Here is a 25,375-nt window from a genome sequence, read left to right as displayed (position 1 = left end):
TCTGTCCAATTTAGTTTAGCGATCTTAATGGCTTTCTATGAGCGCTCTCAACCAATCATTTGGAACGATATCAATCGTCATGTTGATACGATCATTAGTGCCTTCATTGATCACTTGATGCGGGTCCGTTAAACGCAAATACCAGCATTCTCCCAGCTGCATCGGTACCGGTTTCCCATTTAGAAAGAACTCTACATTATCGTTTGTCTGAATGGGAATCGTCAGACGAATGACAGACTTGGGTATATGTAGACCCAGGGTAGGATCAGTATGTTCTTTAACCATGCCACCGGGAGCTAGCCGCAGCAATCTTACCAGCGTGACAGTGCTATGGGCCCGGAAAGTATCCACTACACTCAACAAATAAGGAGATGTTTTGAGCATCTTTGTGTCCAGCCATTCCGTCCAGGAACCATCAGCATAGTCCTCTGCCAGTGGTGGCGATGGCAACGTTGGATCAACCAGGTGAGCCGGAGATCTGAGCGGTAACACACTGTAATATATATAATCACTCAGGTTCAGCGCTTGAATATCTGCCTGCATTCTGGCTACATCGAAAGATAGGGGTAGCCGAATACGATCATCCAGGGAAATAGCAGAGCTTACTAAATTTGTCATAATTACACGCCAGAGCTGTTAGATAAAATCTATTATTTCCGGCATTTTATCTAGCATTTTTGAGGGCTAACGTTCCTATTTACAGAACTTACTATCCAGTATTTGCCATCCAGGGCTGATATCTCGCTTAAGTTGACGCAACAAGATTGGTTTATATCTAGAAGAGCGCTCTGGAACATAGCTGCAACGACAATCGTGTAATACACGGTGTATACACAAGTAGGCGAGCTACTGGAAATCAGCTCTATTCACCGCATTAGCCCACTCTGCGAGAAGAGCAAAGCTCTACATCCTAAATCCTTCTCCCTAGGGGAGAAGGACTTTGAGTCTAGCCCCCCTTCTCCCTGGGGGAGAAGGGGTTGGGGGATGAGGGATCGAGATCTTGAGCTGTTGCCCATATATACACAGCAACCTTACGAAATGAGGATCTCTCACATTTTGCATCTGGCAAGGCAGCGTTAACCCACCTTGGACTCAAAGTCGCAAGGCTAACTGGATCAAAACCGCTCAAGCGGTTAGGTCACGGATAAGTAGGTGATCACAATTAATTTCAAAATCCTGGATGCCCCCTAAATCCCCCTTTCTTGAATGCCCCTTGGGCTATATTCTGGGGGACTTTGAACTCTGAAGCCCCTGAAATTGGGGGGGTAGGCAGGGCTGTTCCATTGTCTGGACAGAAAATCTGAAGGCATTGAAAGCTCATTTGAGGAAAGGCATGCTCTACCTGGAGGTGGGCCAAACAACAATGCGATAACCTGATTAATCGACCCCGCCGTAACCCCTATTTATGCAATTAAGGATAACTCAGTAGGCTGGGTTCTAGGGCGGCCTCCCGGCCCTAGCCATGGGGGTTTGGGGAACTCGGAGGGACCCCAAGCAACCGGTTTTGGTTCCCTCCGATCATATCTCGATTAAGTATGAACGAAGTAATAAGCCTTACAGATTTTCTCTGGTGAACACGGAACAACCCTGCAGGATTGGGGGGCTAGGGGGCCTTTTCGAAAGGGTCATGGCAGAGAAGCTCTTGTGTAATTGATTTTGCCTACCTACTTAACGTCTCAGCTGGGTCAACCCATCTAATCAAAGCGACTGAAAAATACCTTGCTCCAGTTGGACAACTGCCGACAAAACACCCGTCTCTGGATCATTCAGCAGTGACTGTTCCACCCCTTGTAAATAGTCCACCAAATTGGTCTTTAGCAAGGGACGCTCCAGCTCTACCGTATGCTGATAATCCCAAATATCCCAAATAAAAATCCCGACACCCACAATCGGATCCACTAAACTAGTACCCAATTCAGCCGCCACCGTGCCCCCTGTTTTCGCCGCTAACTTCGATGCTGCAGTTCCCGCTAACTTGGAACTGGCCTTACTGCCGATTTTTCCTGCAGTGGCTAACACCAGGGGTTTAGTCAGCATGTAACTACTGCCCCCGACCAACATCTTGAGCGAAAGGTTGGAAAGATTTCCTTCCGTGTCTTGAATGGTGGTAGAAATATCAGCCAGATATCGATCCCACTGCCCTTGCGGAATCCGGTATTTCACCTGCACCTGGTCCATGTTCTGGCGCAATGCGAGCAAATAATGATTGATGGTTGCTGTGGTGAGATTTTCTAGTTGGATCTGAGCCGTTTGAGGGACCAATACCTGCTTGGCAAATTGCTTCTGAAACTCTCCAGTAAAGCGGGTAATCACAGCTTCACTAGCCTTCATCTGATGCGGATTCACCGTATGGATGGCGGCGGATGACACCCATACCAGAGGCGTCATAAATTCCATCTTTTTCTGGTTTAAATAGCCAAAGTACCAATCCAGGAAATGGTCCACTCGACCTTCTAACTGGATTTCCCAATCGTCTAGCTCAGCCTGGGCAAATTCCTGGGCGCTTTGATGGGCCGTTTGCACTGCGTCTACCAGAGCTTTATCCAAATTCGCCCGTCTGGGAATTGCTGGTACCATGACCTCCGTTAATGGCGGCCTGGTCTTTTGCACTGGGGTAGTTGAGGAATAAAATAGGAGTGCCTTGCCAATCAATGGGATCACCACGACCAAAATAATCGCTCCCCAGATGAACGGCTGTAGCGATCGCAATAAATTACTCCATGCGACAATGCGCTGGGTCTTGGCCGTATAGGGCGTCTTTTCCTTTTCAGGGGCAGGCGGTTGAGTGGTTAAGGCTGAGGATGTTAGGGCCGTATTGGATGTAGGTTCGTCTGGAGGTGCAGAGTGAGATCGCTGAGCGTTCACCTCAGACGCTTGCTTAGCCTTTGGCTGAGACGCTTGCTTAGCCTTTGGCTGAGACGCTTGCTTAGCCGAATTCTGAGACGCTTGCTTAGCCAAAGGCTGAGACGATTGCTGAGCCGTTAATTCTTCAACGGTTGACCGCACATGACCAGTTTTTCGCGATTTACCCGATGATGTGGTCGGTCGACTTATGCGATTGCGGTTTTGGAACATGCGTTGAGCTTCACTAGGAGACGCATGCACCACAATTTCCTCAAAAGAGGATCGGGGAACCGAGGCAGAAGAGGCAGCGCCAGGCATAGAGCCATCCACTGCCTCTGAAGGGTCGGACCGGTCTGGCGGTTGCTGATCGGGTTGCTGTCCCATGGTCGATACCTCACACATCATCAAGGGCACTTAGGTCTCTAAGATGCCCATGCATGCTCAAGTTTAATCAATTTTTTTTGCTCAGTTTGCTCAAATGTAGTAATAGGCAACATTTATTCAGTTTCAGTCACCTATTAGACATCAGATCCGGATCGAGTTCCTATCTTCGTCATCTGCAAATTCGTTGCTAGCATAGCGTTGATTCCATATTAAATCGACTCCTCTCAGTGATCACAGTAGAGTCGGTTAGCCAAGCTATGAGACGTTGCTGAGACAAACCAAAATATGGGAAAAATTCTGACTAAGATTGGTCAATTTTATCTCTATGGGCTGTTGGCCATAGCGTTATCAATTGCGTTAGGGATAATTTGGTTCAAAAGTAATAGTGGCTATAGGGTGCGTAACGGCAAAGTGTATTTTCGAACCTTCGATAACTTGCATTGGCAATTCCAATCAAAAGAGGTTCAAGGTGCCAACCCAACCACTATTCGCACCATTCCAAGGAGTGGTAATCAGTACGGCACAGACAACCAGGGTGTATTTTTCGGTGACGTACAGCTGATGAATGCCGATCCTGGCAGTTTTTTTGTCTTGGATTGGCGTCAGGAATACAGTCGCGATGCCGACCAGATTTATTGGAAGTCAATCCCAATCACCGATGATGTTGAACATTGGGAAGTCTTATCTCAAGGCTATTCTAAGGATCGCACCCATATTTACTATGGCAAAACTGTTGTCGAAGGCGCAGATCCAGCATCATTTGTTGTGACTGGCGAAGGGACCAGTCATGCTAAGGACAAGAATCACTCTTACAATATGGGTCGCCGGATCAACTAATGTTTCACTCGACTTAGGGTTGTGACTGGGTCGTTCTAACCTAAGCCTGTAGGGCTATATAAAGCTTATTGTTCTCCTGCGTTTCCCGTCGCCTGAGATGAAGTAAACAATTTTTATTTGGAGCACATTTAATATGAATATGCGGATCCCTGGGATAATGGTTGTTCTACGGGATGATGACAATAATTCATGCAAACGGTCATGTGCGATACGGTTTTGGATTCGCTGTGCTATATAGAATTCGGGCAGAGGCTATAGATCAGTATAGATTGGTCTATAGCCTCTTAATAAGAATCAGGGCATCGGGCACACTCTACTCATTAATGTTGTCGTATTAATTTTTTGAGGTTTATGGAGCTATGCCCGTTAACCCCTTGAGTGCTTGCGACGGATCTCCTATCCCAGTCGGCATTTTGCATTCTTGCAGCGGCACGATGGCGATTAGTGAAATGTCGTTGATCGATGCGGAAAAAATGGCGATCGCAGAAATCAACCAGGCGGGTGGTGTGCTCGGTCGTCAAATTCTGCCCATTGTCGAAGATGGGGCGTCCCAGGCTGAAATCTTTGCCCAAAAAGCTCAAAAGTTGATTCAGCAAGATCAGGTGGCCACGGTGTTTGGCTGCTGGACGTCCTCCAGTCGAAAAGCGGTGCTGCCAGTGTTGGAAGACCATAATGCGCTGTTGTGGTATCCCTTGCAGTATGAAGGGCTAGAAGCCTCGCCTAATGTGTTCTATACCGGTACCTGCCCCAATCAGCAGGTGCAACCAGCGGTGCAGTGGTTACTGACTCACAAGGGCAAGCGATTCTTCCTGCTGGGGTCAGACTATGTGTTTCCCCGCACGGTCAATAAAATCATCAAAGCGGATCTCCATCGTCTCAACGGTGAGTTACTCCAGGAAACCTACGTTCCTTTAGGGCACACCGAGTTTGACGATGTTATTACCAAAATTCAAGCCCTGCAGCCTGACGTTATCTTCAGCACCTTAAATGGCGATAGCAATCTGGCCTTCTATCAGCAGTACCATCGAGCGGGCCTCACGCCGGAACAGATGCCAATTATGGCAGTGAGCATCGCGGAAGTAGAACTGCAAACCATTGGGGAGATCGCGGCGGGACATTACGTCAGTTGGACCTATTTCCAAAGCCTTGATTTACCTAGCAACCGAGCCTTTGTCCAAAACTTTCAAGCCCAATATGGAGCCACCCGCGTCACTAGCGATCCCATTGAGGCTGCCTACCTGCAGGTCTATCTCTGGAAGCAATCCGTGGAAGCGGCCCAGAGTTTTGATGTGGATGCCGTGCGGCAGGCGGCGATCGGGCAGATCTTTGATGCCCCTGGTGGCATCGTCTGCATAGAGCCAAATCAGCACCTCGGAAAACCCTGTCGCATTGGTCAGATTCAGCCCAACGGTCAGTTGAAAACCGTCTATGACACGGGGGATCCGATCCAACCGCTGCCCTGGCTTGGCGTTGAACAGTTAGAAACAGATCTATCCCCCTTAATTTTAGATTTACTGGGAGAAGTGCCTCAAGTCATTCAGTATGGTTGTGTGGCAGAGGAAAAATCCCGCGCCCTGAAGGCCGCCAACCAGCAGTTGCAAAAGACACAGGAGCAGTTGCGGATCTCTGAACGACAATTTCGGCAATTGACCCAACGTCAAAAAATTCTAAGGCGTACACTGTCCAGTCAGATTCGAGCCTCCCTCAATCTGGATACCATTTTGCAAACAGCGGTGAAAGAAGTCCAGGAGTTGTTGCAGCTAGATCAGTGCGAGTTTTTCTGGCATGACTGCACTGCGCCCTCCCATCAGGTGAAAGCTTTCTACGCAGCCCATCATGCTTGGCAGCCGGAATTAAAACGACACCCTGCACAAAGAGATCTGACCTGGCTGAACCAGGCACTAGCCCCACAGCCGTTGTTAGTGGTCAACCAGGTAGCTAACACATCCGTATTGCCCCAGCCCGATCGCCACCAGTTAGTCGAGCAGGGGATGAAATCACTGTTAGCCACTAAAGTACAGCCCCGCTCTGGTCCCCACGGCTATCTGGTCTGTACCCACTACCAGCAGTTCCATGCCTGGAAGCGTCATGAAGTCGAACTGCTGGAAGAGATTGCCAGTCAATTAGCGATCGCAATTGAGCAGGCCACCCTATACACTCAGAGCCGCAGTACTGCGCAACGGGCCATTGAACAGGCCGCTACTCTGGAACGCACGTTGAGTGACCTGCGCCGCACCCAGACCCAACTAATTCAAAGTGAAAAACTCTCCAGCATCGGGCAGTTGGTGGCGGGTGTCGCCCATGAAATCAACAATCCGGTTAGCTTTATCCACGGCAACCTGTCCCACGCTGAGACCTATGTCACCGACCTGATGGCACTGATCGATCTCTACCAGAAACGCTATCCAGCGCTCGATCCTGCTATTCAATCTAAGGCTGAGGACATTGACCTCGACTTTTTAATGGATGATTTACCCAAGGTGATCAGCTCCATGAACTTAGGGACTAACCGGATCCTTGAAATTGTTAAATCCTTGCGTACGTTCTCACGATTGGACGAGGCTGCTATCAAAGCAGTGGATATCCATGAAGGGTTGGAAAGTACCCTAACTATTTTGCAGAGTCGTCTTAAGAGCCAACCCGATCGGGTTGAAATTTTGATTGAACGAGACTATGGCAATCTACCCTTAGTTGAATGTTTCGCGAGCCAGCTCAATCAGGTATTTATGAACCTGCTCAGCAATGCCATTGATGCCCAAGAAGATCAACTCGTCGCATCACGACCGGAAAACATGACTCAGCCCTACATTCGCATTCAGACCACTGTCCCCAAAGCCAACTTTGTTGCCATACACATTGCTGACAACGGCACCGGGATGTCAGACACTGTGCGCGATCTCATCTTTGATCCGTTCTATACAACTAAAGCTCCGGGCCACGGCACTGGATTAGGGCTGTCCATCAGCCATCAAATTGTGACTGAGAAGCACCGTGGGCATCTACAGTGCTTTTCCACCGTCGGCAAAGGCACCGAGTTTGTGATCACCCTACCTATACAGCAACAAGTCACGACTGACATCGCTTAACAGTAAGGAATCAAGATTGAATGTTGTTAATTCATCATCTTAAGTTTGGAGATATTCCGATGCCAGTATTGTTGTTCCCACCAGGGCAGGTATATCCTTACATAGCCTGGGCGTAGGGTTTGGGGAAGTAGGCTTTATGGTGTGCTAGACAGTTTCAAGCTGTCGCTGCGGATGCGCAAATCTCGCTGTGGGTAGGGAATTTCAATGCCATGATCCGTAAACGCTTGCCACACTGCACAAATCAATTCACTGGTCACCACCTTGAACATTAACGGATCGGCGATACAAAATTTCAACTCATAATCAATACTAGAGTCACCAAAATTAAGGGCAAACGCTGACGGAGGTGGAGTCTCTAAGACTTGAGGGTGATCATGGGCAACTGATAAAAGCACCTCAATTACTTTAGGTGGACTGCAATCGTAATCAGCCCCCACCACCAACGAAAGAAACACCAGATTATTGCTGCCGGTTAAGGTGGAAACATTTTGAGTAAAAAAGATCTGATTGGGGATAATTTCCTCGGAGTTGTCTTTAACCACTTGCACCGTTGTCGCCCGGACACCTAATCGCATTACCTTGCTAATATCGCCATTGATTTTGATGATGTCCCCTGGCTTTAAGGCTCCCTCAAACAATAACCAGATGCCACTGACAAAATTACTAATCACCTCTTTCAGGCCAAAGCCTAAACCCACTGAGAGTCCCCCGGAAATTGCAGCTACTGCCGTGGGACTGACACCCACATAGCCAAAAATTATGACCGTCCCCAATCCAATCAGAAAATATCGCAGGAGTAATGACACCACCTGTCTAATTCTAGAATTTTGAAACCCCTGATTTTGAAAAATCGTTAACAGCAGATTTTCAAATAAAAAGACCCCGATATTCCAGAAATATAGTCCTAAAATACTGATAAATAAGGACTTTAATAGAATGGGTTCCCCGAAAAGGTTCAGCACATTAACCTGAGCAAGCTCCCGTAGATTAAAGAACCAACTGAGGATACGACAAATCGCATAAATGCAAAAGAGTGGCCCCAAAAACAGAAGGCGGACACGTTTGACAAAGGGAATGGGTAAAAAGGTAAAGAGCGAGCCGACAAAGAGGCGATAGAACCAAAAGCTCCCGATAATGTTTAGACTATCGGTTAAATACCCTGCAAACCAGCCCCCTTGCTCAAACAGCAGGGTGACGATGCTAACGGCACCTAAAATCACTGTCGGGGTGGATAGATAATGAATCAGAGCAAGACTATATTGTTTCCACTCCAGTCGTTGATTACAGTTTTCGTCTATGTTGAGCTGGGGATAGCGTTGCCTAAGCTGAAACCAAATCCATCGAGATATGGCCCAGGCCAGCAATGTCGTGATCACAACTGTGACAAATTGGCGTTGGATGACGGGACGCTGGAAAAAAATGCTGACTTTGAGCAGCTCATCCCAAAGATAACTGATGGGTAGGTTGGTTGAATCGGCCATTGTTTCCTAGTTACTCCTCCAAACCAAATGCTTGTCGAACAGTCGCTTTGATTTCGGTTTCCGCCATATTTGGGCTGAGCTCTCCAGCCAAAACTTTTTGATATAGGCTATTGCCACGCTCCACCACCGCCTCAGTCTGTTCCATTTCATCCAATGAAATCGCTAAGGCATTTTTAGATTGCTCCTGCAATGTCGCTCGAATCGGAAATAATTGCGGGTTAATCGTGACCAGTTTATTGCTAGGGATAAACGGAATAGCGGCTTCGATTCTCTTTTGCTGTTCGATATTGGTGAGAAACTGAGCCAGTCTAAGGGCCAACTGATGTTGTTTGGCACTGGAGGCTTGACTGAATGCAATAATTCCTGTCTCTATGATGGGACTGGCAGGTTGATTAGGCTGCCCTGGCAGCAGAGTCACGCCCAAGGTCTCTTTATCAAGGATCCGACTAAAGTCTGGGAGCCAATCTGAACGGCATCCGAGATAGGCCAATTGACCATTTAGAAAGGCCTGCCGTAGCGCTGCATTATCGTCACTCAGGATGAAATTGGGTTCATTTTGGGCTTCTTTAAGCCACTGTAACCATCGGGACCATGCTCGCCATTGCTGGACGTTAACTTTATTTTGGTTCTCAACCGATGTCCCGCCAAAACTGCCGACGCCCCAGTAGGTTTCGAGGAAGCCAGACATAAGACCAACTGAGTAGCCTTGTCGGGCCTGTTGAATTATCTCTGCTAGGGTATTGGGGAGAGTCTCAACTTTAGTTTTGTTGTAGCAAAGGACTTGGGTTGTTAGGAACAGTGGTAAACCATAGGTTTTGCCTTGATAACGAATATTTTTCAGAGCTTCGGTGCGAAACTGAGACGCTTCAAAGTCCGTTTCATCCACCGTTCTGAGTAGCCCGGATTTAATGACATCAATCAATTCAGGATTGGCGCGCACACTTAAGAGGTCAGGGCCAGCACCTCGCTGAATTTGGTCTTTCAGGGGAGCTTGGATCTGTCTAAATGGAAACTTTTCGACAAAGACCTTAACATGGGGATATAGCTTGTTAAAGTCTTCGAGGTTGGATTGAACCACCTGTTGAATACTCCCAACCTGACTTTCTGTTCCCGTCGATGGCAGTTCGACCCACAGCAAAATTTGGCCTTGAAGGGATTCAGTTTGGTTGGTCTCGGGTTGAATTCGAAGCAGAGATGAACAGGCGGTGATAAACAACAGACTAACCGACAACATGACAATGCAGGCTATCCGAACGATTGACAGGGATATTATTTTTTTAAATGATGGAAGATGCAAAGCGCGATCAGGTAGTCGAGACATGATACCTTACCATTCATGGTGCCTAAAGATAGCAAGAAGGTTGTCAGAATACCTACCCAATGCTCTTCGTAAGAGTCATCGTAAATCTTCTAGTTGCTAAGGCTTGGGCTCAATTGGGTAATTATCAAAAATTAAGCCAAGGCGAATGCACCTAAATAAGCACCCGTCACCCAATGGAATTGCCCATTTAGGTAAAGTTTCTGGATAATACCCTGTGCATAGGCGTTATCTGGAAAACTTTAACCATGTGATAGAATTCCTACCCTAGACACATCAACGACCGCATGCATCGCATTGCCGCAACACCAGGGGGATGGAACCCAGATACAGACGGAGTCATCATTCTGGAGCAAACTCCTGCACCCATTGTTATCCTGACCGCCGCTGATACGGAAATTCAAACCCTGGCGGCCTGTCTGCCGCAACTGCCCAAAGATTTTCCACAATTTCGTGTGGCTAGCCTGCTACAGCTACAGCAAGAACTGAGCATCGACACCTATGTGGATGAGGTATTGAGCAAAGCCCAGGTGATCTTGGTGCGGCTGTTGGGGGGACGCAGCTACTGGAGCTATGGTCTAGAGCGTCTGCGGGAAATTGCAGATTTTCAGGGCATTAGCCTGGTGGTGCTGCCTGGGGATGATCGCCCGGATCCGGCCCTTAGCAGCCTGGGGACGGTACCCCTGATGGTAGCGGATCGGCTCTGGTCCTACTTTGTGGAAGGTGGGGCGGAAAACCTGACCTATGGGTTGCAATATCTAGCGAAAATTTGTTTGGAATATCCCTATGAGCCACCTGCACCTAAGGCGGTGCCGCAGTGGGGGGAGTATCAATGGGAGGGGGGGAGAAAGGGGGAAGGGGAGAAAGGAGGAAGGGGAGAAAATTCTGTTGTTCCTGAAACCCGGCCCACGGTGGCGATTTTTTTCTATCGGGCTCATTATCTTTCGGGTAATACCCGCGTTATTGATGCCCTGTGTGAAGCATTGCAATGCCGTGGTTTAAATCCACTTCCTCTTTTTCTTCCTTCTTTACGCAATCCAGCGATTCAGGCTCAGCTGCTGGCAGAACTGACTGAAAATCAGAGCCTTGATCTGATTCTTAATACCACTGGATTCTCTCTTGCTAAGTTAAATGCTGAGTCTCCTCAAGTGGACTTTTGGCAGCGGCTAGATGTGCCGGTGATTCAGGTAATGCTCAGCGGTGGTAGTGAGGACCAGTGGCAACAACAGTGGCGCGGATTGTCGCCCCGAGATATTGCGATGAATGTGGCGTTGCCGGAGGTGGATGGTCGCATCATCAGTCGGGCGGTGTCGTTTAAGGCGGTGCAGACGGATCATCCCCAGCTGGAAACAACGGTGATGGCCTATGAACCGAAGTCTGACCGGATTGAGTTTGTTGCCGACCTGGCGGCTAATTGGGTAAAGCTACGGCGCACGCCTTCTCAACGGTGTAAGGTAGCATTAATTCTGGCTAACTATCCTAATAAAGATGGTCGTTTGGCTAACGGGGTGGGTCTGGATACGCCCGCTAGCTGTTTGGAGATTTTGCGATCGCTAAAATCGGCAGGCTATACCGTTAGCCCTGGCGTTGTTCCCCCAGAAGAGATTTTGTCGGCCACCAGTGCGGAGCTGATTGACTGGCTCACCCAGGGCATTACCAATGATCCCGAAGGCCAGGGCATGCGGCCTGTGCATCAAACTCTCTCGGCTAAGGATTATCAAGAATATTTCCAAACGCTGCCTGAGTCTGTTCGCCAGGGTGTCATTGACCGTTGGGGAGAGGTGAACCCAGATGTGGATATTCCCATTGCCGGGATTCAACTGGGTAACATTTTTGTGGGGATTCAGCCCTCTCGGGGCTATGATGACGATCCTTCGTTAAACTACCATGCCCCTGATTTAGAGCCCACCCATCGGTATCTGGCGTTCTATGGCTGGCTGCGTCATCAGTGGGGAGCCCAGGCAGTGGTGCATGTGGGCAAACATGGCAATTTGGAATGGCTGCCGGGTAAGAGTTTGGCTCTTTCTGAAAATTGTTATCCAGAAGTAGCTCTGGGGCCGATGCCCCATTTGTATCCGTTTATTGTGAATGATCCGGGGGAAGGTACCCAGGCGAAACGTCGGGCGCAGGCGGTGATTTTGGATCACCTGACGCCTCCTTTGACTCGGGCCGAACTCTACGGCTCGCTCCATCGATTGGAAGCACTGATTGATGAGTATTATGATGCGGAGTCGTTAGATCCAAAGAGACTGCCGGTGATTCGCGATCTCATCTTCACCCTGATCACCCAAGAGAATCTACAACAGGATCTAAGTCTGTTGCCAGGCCTCGCCCCCATCCTGCCAAAGTTGCCAATGGGTCAGGAAAATCAACTCAGCTCACGTCGAGACGATCAGTCGCTGGATGCAAACGCCTTTAGCGACTTTATTACCCAAACAGACGGTTATCTGTGCGATCTCAAGGAAGCTCAAATCCGTGATGGGTTGCATATTCTAGGTCAATGTCCCGATGGCAGACAGCTACGGGATTTGATGGTGGCCATTGCTCGGCAGCCCGGTCCCGGTCGTCAGGGATTGACCCGTGCGATCTCAGACGACTGGGGCTGGGATTCGTACTTTGATCCCCTCACAGCGGATCTAGGTACCGTTGTCAAAGATCTGGAGATACCGACAACTCTGTTACAGCCAGAAAAATTAGATAAGCAAACTCTCCATACCATGGGGGATGCCGTCGAGGTGCTAGAACACCAGGCGGCTTCCCTGGTAGAACACTTGTTGACTCAATCAGATAAGGACGCTGGTCATGCTGGTCAAAAAACAACCGCAGAACTCACCTGGATACGCCAGTGGCTCTGGCCCAGACTCACCCAAACCTCCGAGGAAATCACCCACCTGCTCCATGGCTTAGACGGAGGCTATGTCCCCAGCGGCTCCTCCGGTGCGCCGACGCGGGGACGGGCAGATGTGCTGCCCACTGGGCGGAATTTCTACAGTGTTGATATTCGGGGGCTGCCTACGGAGAGTGCCTGGGATGTGGGCCGTCGTGCCGCTGAAAATCTGGTAGAACGCTACACCCAGGACCAGGGAGAATACCCCAAAACCCTGGGCCTCTCCATGTGGGGCACCGCTACCATGCGTACGGGCGGGGATGACATGGCTGAGGCCCTGGCCCTGCTGGGGGTGCGGCCCGTTTGGGATGGGGTGGGCCGTCGGGTGGTGGATTTTGAAATCCTGCCTCTGTCCGTGTTACAGCGTCCCCGCGTTGATGTCACCCTGCGTATTTCAGGATTCTTTCGGGATGCCTTTCCCAATCTGATCGATCTGTTTAATTCAGCGGTGGCCGCAGTGGCTGCCCTGGATGAGCCCATGGATATGAATCCTTTGGCCCTTCAGGTGAAACAAGAATCGGACCATTGGCAGTCCCTTGGGTTTAGTCCCGAGGATGCAGCTATCCGGGCTCAGTATCGGGTGTTTGGCTCGAAGCCAGGGGCCTATGGTGCGGGGCTGCAGGGATTGATTGAGGCACAAAATTGGACTAGCGATCGCGACCTGGCTCAGGCCTATATCAACTGGAGCTGCTATGCCTATGGACGCGTGGGAGAGTCCTCAGATCCAGCCCCATCGGGTACCCGTAAACTGCGGTCCACCTCAGTCCCTGATGTATTTCAACAACGTCTAGGGCAGCTGCAAATTGTGTTGCATAACCAGGATAATCGCGAACACGATCTGCTGGACTCTGATGACTACTACCAGTTTCAAGGGGGATTGGTGGCTGCCGTGCGCACGGCCCAGGGTCAGAATCCCACCGCTTACTTTGGCGATCACTCCCGGCCCCAACAGCCTCGCATTCGTTCCTTGCCAGAAGAGATCAGCCGGGTTTACCGTTCCCGTGTCGTCAATCCAAAGTGGATTGCTGGGGTGATGCGCCATGGCTATAAAGGGGCGTTTGAGCTAGCTGCAACCGTGGATTATCTCTTTGCCTATGATGCCACAACCCATGCGGTGGCTGATTTTATGTATGCTGGCGTTGCCGAGGCTTACATTCTAGACGACAATGTTCAACGCTTTATCCAGACCCATAATCCCTGGGCGTTACGGGATATGTCAGAACGTTTGTTAGAAGCCCACCAGCGGGGATTATGGCAACAGGTTTCACCCGATATGCTAGAACAACTGAGGGCCACCCTGTTAGATGCTGAAGCCCACATTGAGGAAACACTATGACTAACCCAGAAAACACCCCACAAAACACGCCAGAAGACCACGCTCGACTACAAAAGATCAAAGCTGCTAAAGATCAGTCCCGCGCTCAACGTCAGGGTAATGAAAAGGGCTTATATCTGCTGTTTACAGGCTTAGGCAAGGGCAAGACCAGCGGTGCCATGAACCTGGTTTATCGCCATTTGGCCCATGATATGAGGGTGGCTGTGGTTCAGTTTATTAAAAATGACAGTGCCTTTCCCGATGGCGATCGCATTATGTTAGAAAAGCTCAAAGCCCAAGGATTTCCAGTGAGTATCGACACCCTGGGTGGGGGCTTCACCTGGGAAACCCAGGATCCGGATCGAGACCAACGCATGGCAGAACAAGCCTGGCAGACAGCGACTAAACTGATTGCAGCTCCCGACATTTCCTTAGTTGTTCTGGATGAATTGCACATTGCCCTGAAAAAAGCTCGTTTAGACCTGGCCCCTGTGCTTGCAGGCATTCAGGCCCGCCCGGTCCATTGTCATGTGGCCAGTACTGGACGCTACGCTCCCCAGGAATTGATTGATGTCGCAGACTTGGTGACAGAAATGACCCGCATCAAACATCCCATCAGTGCAGGGGTGCCAGCTCAAATGGGGATTGAGTATTAGACGCCGTCCCTGAGAGCGGTTTGACTATGGCTACTGAATCAATTGAGCGACCGCATTACTGACGTAATGGCTCCTTACTGAATCAACTCAGCGACCCGCATTGCTGACGTAATGGCTCCTTCGTGTAAGCCGTCGCCCAGATAAGCTCCTGCATAATAGGTATTGTTCTCACCGTTGGTTTCGACGATCTGATCGCGATAGTGAAAAGACTCGGTGGTATAAAGCGGGGTGTGATGTTCTTGGATATGCAGGATTTTGTTCTTATCGATCAGGCTAGATAGATTAAAGGCCAGGTTATAACATTGACCTGATTGAATATCGCAGAGCTGATTGAGAAATGCATTGTACCCCCAACCATGGTCGGTTTTAAAGAAGTCAAATTCTGAGGGCTGGGTAATGCCATAACGGTTGTATATAGAGGTATCAGTGTGGAGAAATGTCCGGGCATAATTTGGCTGCCAATGCTTGAAACGCCTCGTTTCAGCTAGGGTGGGATCGGCCAATAGCGACATCACCTGATCGGGGGGAGTGGCAAATACGACCTTGTCAAAGACTTGTTGTTGTTCTGGCAACTCCAGGATAATGCCATCGGATGTTCTGGTAATAGTTTTCACAATGGCGTTGAGAATAATCTTTCCCCTAAACTGTTCTAAGATTTTCTCAATGTAGGAATAGACACCCCCTTGAATTCTGAACCATTTGACAAATATATATTGACGCAGGGCTGGAATGGCTAGTTCTGCTGGGAAATTGTCAATGAGTTCATAGGGTATGGAATAGCTGTACATGGTCAAGAGTTTAAGCCAGGCGTTGCGGGCACATGTTCGCCTCAAATGCTGTCCCATGGACTGATCATAAAAGTCTTTCATTTTAGGAAACTGCATCCGTATCCAAAAGCCAGCAGAGCGTGCATACAGAGTATCCAACCGCAAATATTCCAAAAAACGCTGTAGACCAGTGAAATTTCTACGAATCATAGTCCCTGAGAGAATATGATGGCCATCCGGAAAAAACAAACCAGAGCCAATATCAACCGGTTCTAGGTCAACCTTTAGCCTATTCATAAGAGCCAAGAAATTATGGAAAGCTGACGGGAATTCCAGCACTCCATTTTCTAAAACTTGATCACAATCTGAATGATTGGGATTTACATTTTTGTTAAGGGTGCGGATATGTCCCCCTAACATAGGCTGTCGTTCAAAAACCGTGACATGATGACCTTGTTGATCGAGGAGATAGGCCGTTACCATCCCACTGGCACCGCCGCCAATAATTGCAATTTTCATAGTCTTATATCAAATTTGAATTCATTAGGCCCGATTAGAAATCGACAATCCTGTAGGGGCACTCCCTTGTGGATGCCCTTCGATACCGGGCGCTATCAGCCAGGATTTTGCCTTAGTCCCTTGTCTACCCTAAAATGACATCGCCTGACAGGCGTTGGTACAACAGTGCCCCTGTCCAAAACGTAGGTGCAAACCCCGGATAGCCAGAAGACGCGTTGCAGAAGTAGAAATTTTTCAAGGAACTCTGGTGATTTAGCCGTCCAGGCCCCATATTTTTAGGGGTCAAACTGGAACCATAAGAATTACCACTAGGACAATTACAGAAGCGTTCGTTGGTGGTAGGGCTACCGGTAATCTTAAAGACCAGGTGCTCTCTGATATCGGGAACATACTGTGCTTCGACAATATCAAGAATTTGGTTGAGAATTTCTTCTTTTTTCTGGGTATAGAGTTTGCGATCCTGCTGTAGCAACGTCTGAAAATAGTCATAATTGGCCACAGTCAGAAACTCAATGATTTGGCAGTCCTTAGGGCAATCTCGCGCCGCATCTGTTAACAACGTCGGGGTAGTAATGGCAAAGCTGGGCTTTGAGAAATCGTGGTGTACATACATGCGTTCAAAAGCTTCATTCAGGTCAGACTCCTCTGTGTGGAATGTATTCCACTTGCCAAAGTCGTAGTCTCGTAAGTCGATATCTTTGACCACGCAGTAGGCCATAAAATTTGAAGGCGAGTAGTCATAATCCAGCTTTTTCTGGACTGTTTTTGAAAACTTATCTATACCGATCATCTTGGCCGCTTTTTTGGGGTCCATGTTGCAGATGACGGTATCGGCTGTAAAGTCATGGGTAACGTGGGTATGGCGATCAATGGCCTGCACCCCATTAACTGTTTTGTTAGTCACCAAAAAGTTCACCACCTCTTGGTTGCATAAGACTTTCCCACCGTTATCATGAATGACCTTGACCAGGGCATTGATCACCGCCTCAAAATGTTGAGTAGGATAAAAAGCTCCCTCTTGATAGGCAGTAAATAAAATCACCCAGGCATAGAAGGATAGCTGGTTGGGGGGTAGCAAAAAATCTGGCCATTGTAGCGCCAGGAGAGTTTGGGCCTCTAAGGGCAGCTTAAATTTGTTGAAGACGTCCTGGAGGGTACTGCGCACATATTGAATCGTTTTTGTTACCTTGCCAAGGTGTTGTAATAGCTCTAAGGGCTGCACAGGAGGAGATAAGACTTTAAGCCCAGCTCGTACGGTCTGGACTTCATCGATAAATTTTTGAATGGATGCCTGATGGTCAGGAAACCGTTTAGAGAGGCGTTGGATCAGCGTTGCCGCATCTGACGGAATGTTGAGGGTATAACCAGGCATATTCATATGGTCAAACCCATCGGGATCATATCGTTCAAAGGTAATCTCTTGATCCAGACCGAGTTGTTTCAAGACTCGGTTGACCGTATTACCTTCGCCACAGTCCCAGACGTAATGGAGCTGAGCATTAAAGGTGTATTTCTTGGCCATGGTAAATGTGTGGCCAAAGCCGCCGGGGTACTCGTGGGATTCTAGGATTTGCACCCGTTTACCAGAGTTGGCCATGAGTGCACCAAATACAAGGGCAGAGAGACCGCTACCCACGATTAAGTAATCTACTGTCATAGATCCTCCCCTTTATGTAAAGCCGCATATCCGTAACGGTAATGTCCAAGTTTGAGGAACTTATGAGGCCATGGTTTTTCTTGATTTAAACCTTGTCCATGTCCAGAACGGTCGTTTTACCGTGGGAGAAACTACAGGTTTCAACTTGGGCGTGGCTTATGACGATCACTGCCAATTACCCACCAGAACAAAGGGACCCCAAAAATAAGGATGGTTAAAGTCGTTGGAGTGTAATAGGCTCAGTTGCGCCTGGCGCAGGGCTTCTGCTTTTGTAGTTTGTTGGGTGAGGTTTTGATAGAAACTAGTGATCAGCTGGGCCGTGGAGTCATCGGCCACGGACCAAAGGGTGGAGAGAATGCTTCTGGCTCCAGCTCGAACGGCTATGCCTGCTAACCCTAAGGCTGCCCGGTCGTCCCCCCGCGCTGTTTGGCAGGCACTCAAAATTAACAGCTCAATGGGTTGGCGATATTCTTGGTGGGATAGCAAGTTTTCCAGATCTTGAATGGTGAGACGGTCGTTCCAGGTCAGTAGGAATGTGTCTTCTAACTTGGAACTAAATTGACCGTGGGTGGCCAGGTGAATAATGGGAAAATCATTGACGTCAAGTTGTGCCTGGAGATTAGGGGTAATAAACGTTTGATTCAAAAAAGTCTCGGTAGGGGTGAGCTGTTGCACCTGTTCTAGTTCAGTGACCACATTGGGAAGGGCGACAAAGCCTGAACGCTGTTCTGATAGCCCACTGGCCAGGGTTAGGGGTTGGTTGGAAATGTCTAGCGGCTGGGAGGATGAGGGGAGCAGTTGTAACCCTGGAGAGAGGGCAATGGTGTATTTTTCTATTAGAAATTGGTTCCCGTCATGGAGGACGGCCATGGGCACATTACGCAAAAAGCCATCGGGGACAAAGACCAGGGTGTGAATTGAATGCTGGGCTAGCAGTGATTCCGCTGGCTCGATTAACCATTGATGGAGTGTGTGGGCGGTGGGGAGAATTTCGTCGGCGTTGTAGAGCAGGGTGAGGGCCGCTTGCAGGTGATCAAATACCTGTTGAGACATGGCTGGGGGAATGGCTCGGCCATAGTGCATTAATTCACGGGTGCCAGGGCTAGATCCGGGTATGGAAACAATCACCTCCAGACGTTGGCTATCGAGGTCCTGGTCGAGAAGAATGGGGTAGATAACAGCGGCAGTGGTGTCGATGGTGTCAATGGTGCGAGGGGTTCCGGCTATACAGGCTTGTCGGAAGAAATCATCTAGGGTGGCTAACTGCAGGTCTTCGATTAGTTGGCGAGATCGCACCAAGCGCCGTTGTCTCTCCACCCTGGGTAAGGTATCCACCTCCGCCAGTAATAATTGCGCCAGTTGTCGATACACGGGCTCTACCTGTTCTCGAAAGGAAAACTGAATGTCGGGGGAGAGGGACACCAGATCCTGCCGCAGGTCTTGCAGGGTATGGACGGCTTGGTCATAGGCCTCAATGGCCCCGTCCATATCTCCTGTTGCTTTGAGAATACGCCCTTGCTGCCACTGCCACGGCATGGCAATTTCTTTCGCTTGAACGTCCTGGGCTAGTTGAACCGCCGTGCGGGTTAGGTCTAAGGCCTCTGACCATTGCTGGTTGGTTTCATACAAATGTCCCAATTCTCCCAGGGCATAGGCTTCTGCTTTGGCATCATGGAGGGAGCGGGCTTGGTTGACGGCAGTGGATAGGAGTTGGGCGATGGATTGGGGGGAAAGTGTTTGAGAAAGAGCGGGGGAGAGGGTGTGGGAGAGAGAGGGGGGATGGGGGGATAAGGAGATAGCCTGGGAGAGGGTGATCAGGCTTTCGGCCAGGTTGACGTGGGCATAGACGGTGGTGCGGCTGGGGGGAAGTTGTTTTAACAGAGGGGGAATCTGGGGTAGGAGTGCGATCGCATCCTCCATCTGTACTTGTTCTCCTGTATTGACCAGGAGACTGAAGCGGTTTAGTTGGGCAGTGAGTTGGATAGACCGATCTCCTGTCAATGAGATCGCTTGTTGGTAGTGTTGGATGGCACGGGGCCAATCAGTTTGGGCTCGAAAGACATTTCCCAAACTCAGATGGATATCCCCTACTAACCCCGTCAACTGTTGTTGCTGGGCCAGGGCTAAACTCTCATTCAGGAGTGCTGTTGCCTGTTGCCATTCGCCAATGGCCTGGAGGGTGATGCCAAGATTTTGTAACCCGGTTACTTTGAGTGCGGAGGCGGGGAGAGTCTCCATCCTATCCGTCAGCTGTTGCAGTCGTTGGAAGGCTTGTCGATGATGGCCCAAGAGTTGTAGCGCCTGGGCCTGATTAAGTTGACTTTGGAGGAGCCCGGTGTCATCGTCGATCTCTCGATACAGACTCTCGGCCTGTTGCCACATGGCTAGGGCATGGGTGACCTGGCCTTGATGCAGGGCAAGGCTCCCTTGCACCATCCGTAGTTGGGCTGAGACAAAGTCGTCATTTAAGCGTTGGGCCAGCTGTTGGGCCTGGTCTAGGGTGCCGGTGGCGGCGGACCAATCGCCCAGGTCTTGCAGGGCAATGGCTAAATGAGCGGTGGTCAGGGTTTGCGATCGCACATCTCCCTGCTGAGCAAAGTCCTGGATCGCCGCCTGCCAATGGTCCACCGCCTGGGTCAGCTGGCCTCGATCATAGGCTTGCTGACCCAGGCGGTGAGCGGTGGCGGACGATTGCGGCGGCAAGTCTGCCATGGCTGGAACGGTCAAGGTAACCAGCAACCATGCCAGAGCGGCTAAAACTCCATAGCGCCAATTATTCATCCTTAGATCCTCCAATACGCCACTATAGTTGGCAGGTGCTAGATACAAAGGTGAGGGCATAGAGATCGGCAGATGAGTTAATCAGCCGAATGCTACCGTTAGCCGCTTTTACCCAAGTTTGAGCCTCGGCGATCGGTGCCTCGATCGGTGCATTGCCTGGCACCGCAGAGACATCTCCAGAAATCCCCCCGTAGGGGCTGTGCCTTGTGCCTGCCCCCTGATCCCCTGGCCCATTTGCCAGCATCTCATCTACCCCATGATTTACCCCACCATCTGTTCCACCATCCGGAGCCAGCCGAAAATCATGGCTAATGGCAGCCCCCCTCAGTCCTCGGCGCGGATCAGGAGGCAGTCCCCCTTGCCCAGTCACCGCAAAGCTATTGCCCCGTTGAGCCGGACATCCAGTGGCAATGCGATCGCTCGGATCCACCAGCGTCGGCAGTTCAACCGTGCCTGAGGTGGGATCGATCTCAGGGGGCTCAATGGTGACGCTGCCGACATCGATCGCCGGGTTAAATTGAGAGAACGCGGTAATGTCATTGGTGGCCCGATCGGCAGGCGTCAGATTAGCCGCGCGAAAACTGTCCCGATCACCCACCTGAAATCCTAGAATCGGAGAGCGGCTATTGATGCGAATTTGTCCGCCGGAGCCGTCTTCAGCGTTAGCCGTAATGTCGTTGTTGCCCAATAGGGGAGTGGCAATTAACAGATCGAGATCGAGGGTAATATTGCCCCCCGTAGCGGTGCCTACGGCATTGGTGGTGATTTGACCCCCGTTGTTCATCAGCACCGTGCCTCCCGTGAGGGTGATATTGCCCCGGTCTCCCTGGGTCGATGCCTCAAGGGTGGCAGAATTATTCAGCTTGAGGGTAGTTGTGGCAATTTGAATATTGCCCGCTGCTTGACCCTCGGTCTCACTAGATGCAAAGACACCGCTAGGGATGGGGGTGGTGTCCCTGGGCTGGGCCATGGTGGCCAAATCGATAGCTGGCGTAAAGGCCCCAGTTAATTCGATGGCGGGAACCGTAATGGTCACGTCCCCGGCGGTACCGTTGCCTGCCGTACTGGCAGAAATCTGCCCACCGTTCCGAAGGCTCAATGTCTCCGCATTGATGTCAATCGCCCCGCCCCTGCCGCCAAAAGAGCGGTCCGTATCCCCCTGTACTGATTCATTGGACGGATCCAGTACTTCGGAGATAATGGCACTGGTGTTGACGTTTCCCTGGTAAACAAAGCCCCCGGACACCTCCACATCGCGAGCCTTAATCTCTAGGCGTCCAGCATCGCCCCCTAAGGCCAAGGTGCCAGTGGCAATTTGGCCTCCATTGGTAACGCTGATGAGATCGCTCTCAATCAATAAATTGCCAGCATTGCCCTCGGGTGGTCGGGCTGCTAAAAACTCCGGGACGGTTTCAGTCCCCAACTCGCTACGTTCTCCCAACATCTGGCCGGTGACAATCACCTCATTGGCAACAATCGTAAAATTTCCTCCGTTGCCCAGGGAATGGGTGCCAGCTGACACTTCTCCCCCATTCTCCACCCGTAATTTTCCGACGTCTAGCCGTAAATCTCCGGCATTGGCCTCATTGGCTGAGAAGGTAAAGGGATTATCAATCCCACCTCGAAATAACAATTCTTCCTCTTCTCGTTCTGCCTCTGTACTGAGTTCACTTTCAAAGATGGATTCGCCATTGTCCAACAAGAGAGTCTCGTCTATTTGCACCGCCCCTGACACCAAGACTTCATCACCCATTATGGTTAAGTCTCCGGCATTGCCCCGACCAAAGGAACGGGTGGTCACCACTGCCGCATCCGTCACGCTGAGGGTGCCGATGTCCAAGGTCAACATGCCCCCATTGCCGGTGGCTTCTGAGCCCACCTGGGTACCTAAGACGCTAAAGGGATTAAAGCGATTGACCGAGCCCAACCCGCTGAGGGTCACCCCCTCTTGCACCTCAACCCGTGAATCTTTGAGGGTGACTGTGCCCAAGGTTTCTGAAATAATTTGGGCCCCATTCTGTAGCCGTAGAGATTGTCCCTGAAGCTCAAAGCTGGCCCCCCTCACCCCAGTGAGATCAGTGGTTGTGCTTTGCATGGAGAAGAGTCCCCCCTGCACCACAATTTCACCGTCACTTTGGATCGATAAATCCCCGGCTAATTGTCCTCGGGTTAACACCGATGCACCGGGCTGAAAGCGAATATCTCCCGTGGCAGTTAGGGATACCCGTCCGCCGTTGCCCTGACTGCCCAGGGTATTGAGGGTGTCGGTGATCTTCAGTCCGCCTCCAGTCGCTGCTACGGTAATATCACCGCCAGTATTGGTGGCAGTTGTGGTGAGCTGACCCGTACGAATGTCTCCATGGGTGGCGATTAAGGAAATTGCTCCACTATTGGACAGGGGCATTTCGGAGATTTGATTGGCCACCCCAGTCACTCCGGCCAGGGTGATGTCATAACCGCCCACTTCTATTCCTGGCTGATTGATCCAGGTGCTTAAGGGTTCATTCTGTCCTGGTCCGGTGGCTACTTCGAGGGCATTAAAGTTCAATGTGGCAAACCCGTCGGAAAATATGGCTCCTGTGGAACTAGCGGGTTCGGCGGCATAGGAGGCGATGCCCAAATAGTAGATACCCTCAGGGAGCTGGGTACCAGGTTGGAGGGTGGATTGGCGGCAACCACAGGTGGCATCATTGTCATTGCCATAGAGACCTCGGCCAGTGGCATCAAACAGAAAGAGTTGGGTGTTGGGGCTGGCGGTATTGGTCGTTACTGTACTGGCGGAAAATGGTTCTGTTCCTGATAGGTAAATTTCGTAGAGATCTACATCGGTTGGATGGGATAGCTGTCCTGAAATTGTTGTGAGGGCAGGGCCAGTCACCTGTCCGATTGCCTGGGCAGAATTTAATAGTTGACCGGCATCCTGGTTGGGGGTGGCGTTGGTGTTGAGATGGCCGACTTGGAGATTTGCGCCTGCGATCGCAATATCCCGGCCAAACGTATCAATCCGATCCGCCGTTACATCCTCCATGATGAAGGCACCCACGCCATCCCCGTCCGAGTCGGCTGTGAACCGTACTTCCCCCCGACCCGGTTGCAACTCCAGGGCATTATCCGCCAGGTCCTGGAGCACAATGTCATTCGTCGCCGTAATCAACAGATTGGTATCCCCTGATAGCCCCTCTAATACGGTTTCAAATAAAACATTCAGACTGTTGACCCCAGTCCCATTGGCAATGGTCACATTGGTTGGGTCCAACAGTAACGTCCCCGACAATCCATGGGTGGCTGTGGCATCAACCTGGCCAGCATAGACCAGGCCCGTCTTGCCTGACACTTCCACAAAGCCACCGTTGCCTGCTCCGGCAGTGCCACCTATGACTGGAGTCCCATCTGGAGCCCCATCTGGAGTCCCATCTGGAGCCCCATCTGGAGTCCCATCTGGAGCCCCATCTGGAGTCCCATCTGGAGTCCCATCTGGAGCCCCACCCCTGGCCAAAATACTGCCCTCAAAGCGAGTGATACCATCGGACCATAGGATTACCTGTCCGCCATTCCCTGTACCAATGCCATCCGCCGTTAGCTTCGTCTGGGCACCCACCGTAGTCATAGCCGATGTGGGGCGAGTCGGCTGTCCCTGGTAATCCCCGCCCACCAAGATCACGCCCCCCTGGCCAGGACTCGACACATCAATCACCGCCTGACCCACCACATCAATCTGGTGGCCTAGCAGTTCGACTCGTCCCCCTGGCACCCTCAACTCGCCGCTGTGCTCAACCTGGTGACCAAAGAGGGTGAGTTGTTGTTCAGGGGACAGCGCTAATTGACCTTGATTGATAATGTTGCCGTTGGGGCGATCGCCATGGTGCAAGCCGATGGGAGCACTGACCGTTAACAGGGGCTGCTGTGGCTGGACTGCACTAAACGTAGCCCCATCCTCAAACGTCAGCTGATCAGCCGTGCTGGCTAAAAATGACCCACCCATCTCCAATTGGGCATTGGGGCCAAACAGGATACCGTTCGGATTGAGCAGAAAAAGATTGGCATCACCATCGACGCCCAGGGTACCAAGAATATCAGAGCGTTGTGTCCCCGTTACTCGACTCAGAATATTAGCAATACCATTAGGGTTAACGAAATAAACCTGTTGTCCCTCTGCTACATTAAATTCAGAAAAACTATGAAATAAATTGGTCCCTTGAGTTGACCCTCCCTGAATCAGCTCTCGGGTACCATCGGTGGTGATTTGAGAGGGCCTGGAACCTAGGCTGGCATCACTGGTGATTTGGGCAGAGGCTGGAAACGCTCCCAGCATTACCAACCCCACCGCCATCCTCAAAAACTTGCCAACAGAAACGCACCGAGAGCTGCAAGCGGGTGCAGTAGACATAAATCCCATGCTAGCCATAGCACACCCGACTACATTTTCCCTGCACCCATGTACTGTTGCCGTAGCCTGTTGCCCGTAACCATATTAATTAAGCAGTCTAACCGGCTATTTAAGGTTAGCATTTTTGTCTAGAGTATTTCGACCGATGGTAACAATAGCTAAGAGGAAATAAGAGTTTTTATCAGGTTTTATCGATTTCATGCATTTGATACTGATGAGAAGTGACTTTTGGTAGGTGGAAAGAACACTTTTTATGAGGTTGAAAACGAACCGGGGTAGAACTGGGTGCGATCGCACCCAGTTTAATGCCACGACGCTGCACTAGCTACTTTTTGTTACTTTTAGGACAAGTCACCTTGCTTGTTATCTGAGGTGGATCATTTTGTGAGTCTCATCACATCCTGTTGACTTGCATCACTTTACATCTGTTTTGCTCGATGTATTTCTCCTTGTGAG

General features: G+C 50.4%; 12 protein-coding genes. 4 read left to right on the top strand and 8 right to left on the bottom strand.

Translation table 11 applies throughout. The features are described from left to right. Positions 1-24: 24 nt before the first annotated feature. Positions 25-618, bottom strand: a complete 594-nt coding sequence (locus IXB50_RS01140; protein ID WP_215607099.1) for an aspartyl/asparaginyl beta-hydroxylase domain-containing protein — start codon at positions 616-618, stop codon at positions 25-27. Positions 619-1,698: 1,080 nt separating this feature from the next. Beyond that, entirely contained in the window at positions 1,699-3,228 is a 1,530-nt protein-coding gene (locus tag IXB50_RS01135) for a hypothetical protein (protein WP_246564028.1), read from the bottom strand. 285 nt (positions 3,229-3,513) lie between these two features. On the opposite strand from IXB50_RS01135, the gene IXB50_RS01130 reads away from it, so the two are divergent. Beyond that, complete coding sequence (locus IXB50_RS01130) at positions 3,514-4,065, top strand: DKNYY domain-containing protein (protein WP_215607098.1); 552 nt, start codon at positions 3,514-3,516, stop codon at positions 4,063-4,065. Positions 4,066-4,424: 359 nt separating this feature from the next. Continuing rightward, complete coding sequence (urtA, locus tag IXB50_RS21945; RefSeq protein ID WP_246564027.1) at positions 4,425-7,151, top strand: urea ABC transporter substrate-binding protein; 2,727 nt, start codon at positions 4,425-4,427, stop codon at positions 7,149-7,151. 134 nt (positions 7,152-7,285) lie between these two features. Here urtA and IXB50_RS01115 read toward each other — a convergent pair whose 3' ends face one another. Both IXB50_RS01115 and IXB50_RS01110 read right to left on the bottom strand, forming a co-directional pair. Then, on the bottom strand, positions 7,286-8,632 hold the full coding sequence (locus IXB50_RS01115; protein ID WP_215607097.1) for a mechanosensitive ion channel family protein: 1,347 nt from the start codon (positions 8,630-8,632) through the stop codon (positions 7,286-7,288). Between the two features lie 10 nt (positions 8,633-8,642). Then, positions 8,643-9,866 (bottom strand): sugar ABC transporter substrate-binding protein, encoded by a 1,224-nt coding sequence (locus IXB50_RS01110; protein ID WP_215607096.1) that lies wholly within the window; start codon positions 9,864-9,866, stop codon positions 8,643-8,645. A gap of 371 nt (positions 9,867-10,237) precedes the next feature. Between IXB50_RS01110 and cobN the strand changes: the two genes are divergently transcribed. Continuing rightward, complete coding sequence (cobN, locus tag IXB50_RS01105; protein ID WP_215607095.1) at positions 10,238-14,173, top strand: cobaltochelatase subunit CobN; 3,936 nt, start codon at positions 10,238-10,240, stop codon at positions 14,171-14,173. Then, positions 14,170-14,808 (top strand): cob(I)yrinic acid a,c-diamide adenosyltransferase, encoded by a 639-nt coding sequence (locus tag IXB50_RS01100; RefSeq protein WP_215607094.1) that lies wholly within the window; start codon positions 14,170-14,172, stop codon positions 14,806-14,808. The genes cobN and IXB50_RS01100 overlap by 4 nt, the downstream gene beginning before the upstream one ends. A gap of 74 nt (positions 14,809-14,882) precedes the next feature. Here IXB50_RS01100 and IXB50_RS01095 read toward each other — a convergent pair whose 3' ends face one another. The 4 genes from IXB50_RS01095 to IXB50_RS01080 form a co-directional block, all read right to left on the bottom strand. Then, on the bottom strand, positions 14,883-16,094 hold the full coding sequence (locus tag IXB50_RS01095) for an FAD-dependent oxidoreductase (protein WP_215607093.1): 1,212 nt from the start codon (positions 16,092-16,094) through the stop codon (positions 14,883-14,885). Positions 16,095-16,218: 124 nt separating this feature from the next. Then, positions 16,219-17,751, bottom strand: a complete 1,533-nt coding sequence (locus tag IXB50_RS01090; protein WP_215607092.1) for a phytoene desaturase family protein — start codon at positions 17,749-17,751, stop codon at positions 16,219-16,221. Between the two features lie 165 nt (positions 17,752-17,916). Continuing rightward, complete coding sequence (locus IXB50_RS22370; RefSeq protein WP_215607091.1) at positions 17,917-20,532, bottom strand: CHAT domain-containing protein; 2,616 nt, start codon at positions 20,530-20,532, stop codon at positions 17,917-17,919. 22 nt (positions 20,533-20,554) lie between these two features. After that, positions 20,555-24,919 (bottom strand): two-partner secretion domain-containing protein, encoded by a 4,365-nt coding sequence (locus IXB50_RS01080; protein WP_215607090.1) that lies wholly within the window; start codon positions 24,917-24,919, stop codon positions 20,555-20,557. Between the last annotated feature and the right edge of the window lie 456 nt (positions 24,920-25,375).

The sequence above is a fragment of the Leptothoe spongobia TAU-MAC 1115 genome, assembly GCF_018739885.1.
Taxonomy (GTDB): Bacteria; Cyanobacteriota; Cyanobacteriia; order Phormidesmidales; family Phormidesmidaceae; genus Leptothoe; species Leptothoe spongobia.
Note: the sequence above shows the minus strand (reverse complement) of the source record. Positions and strands in the feature narration are given on the sequence as shown.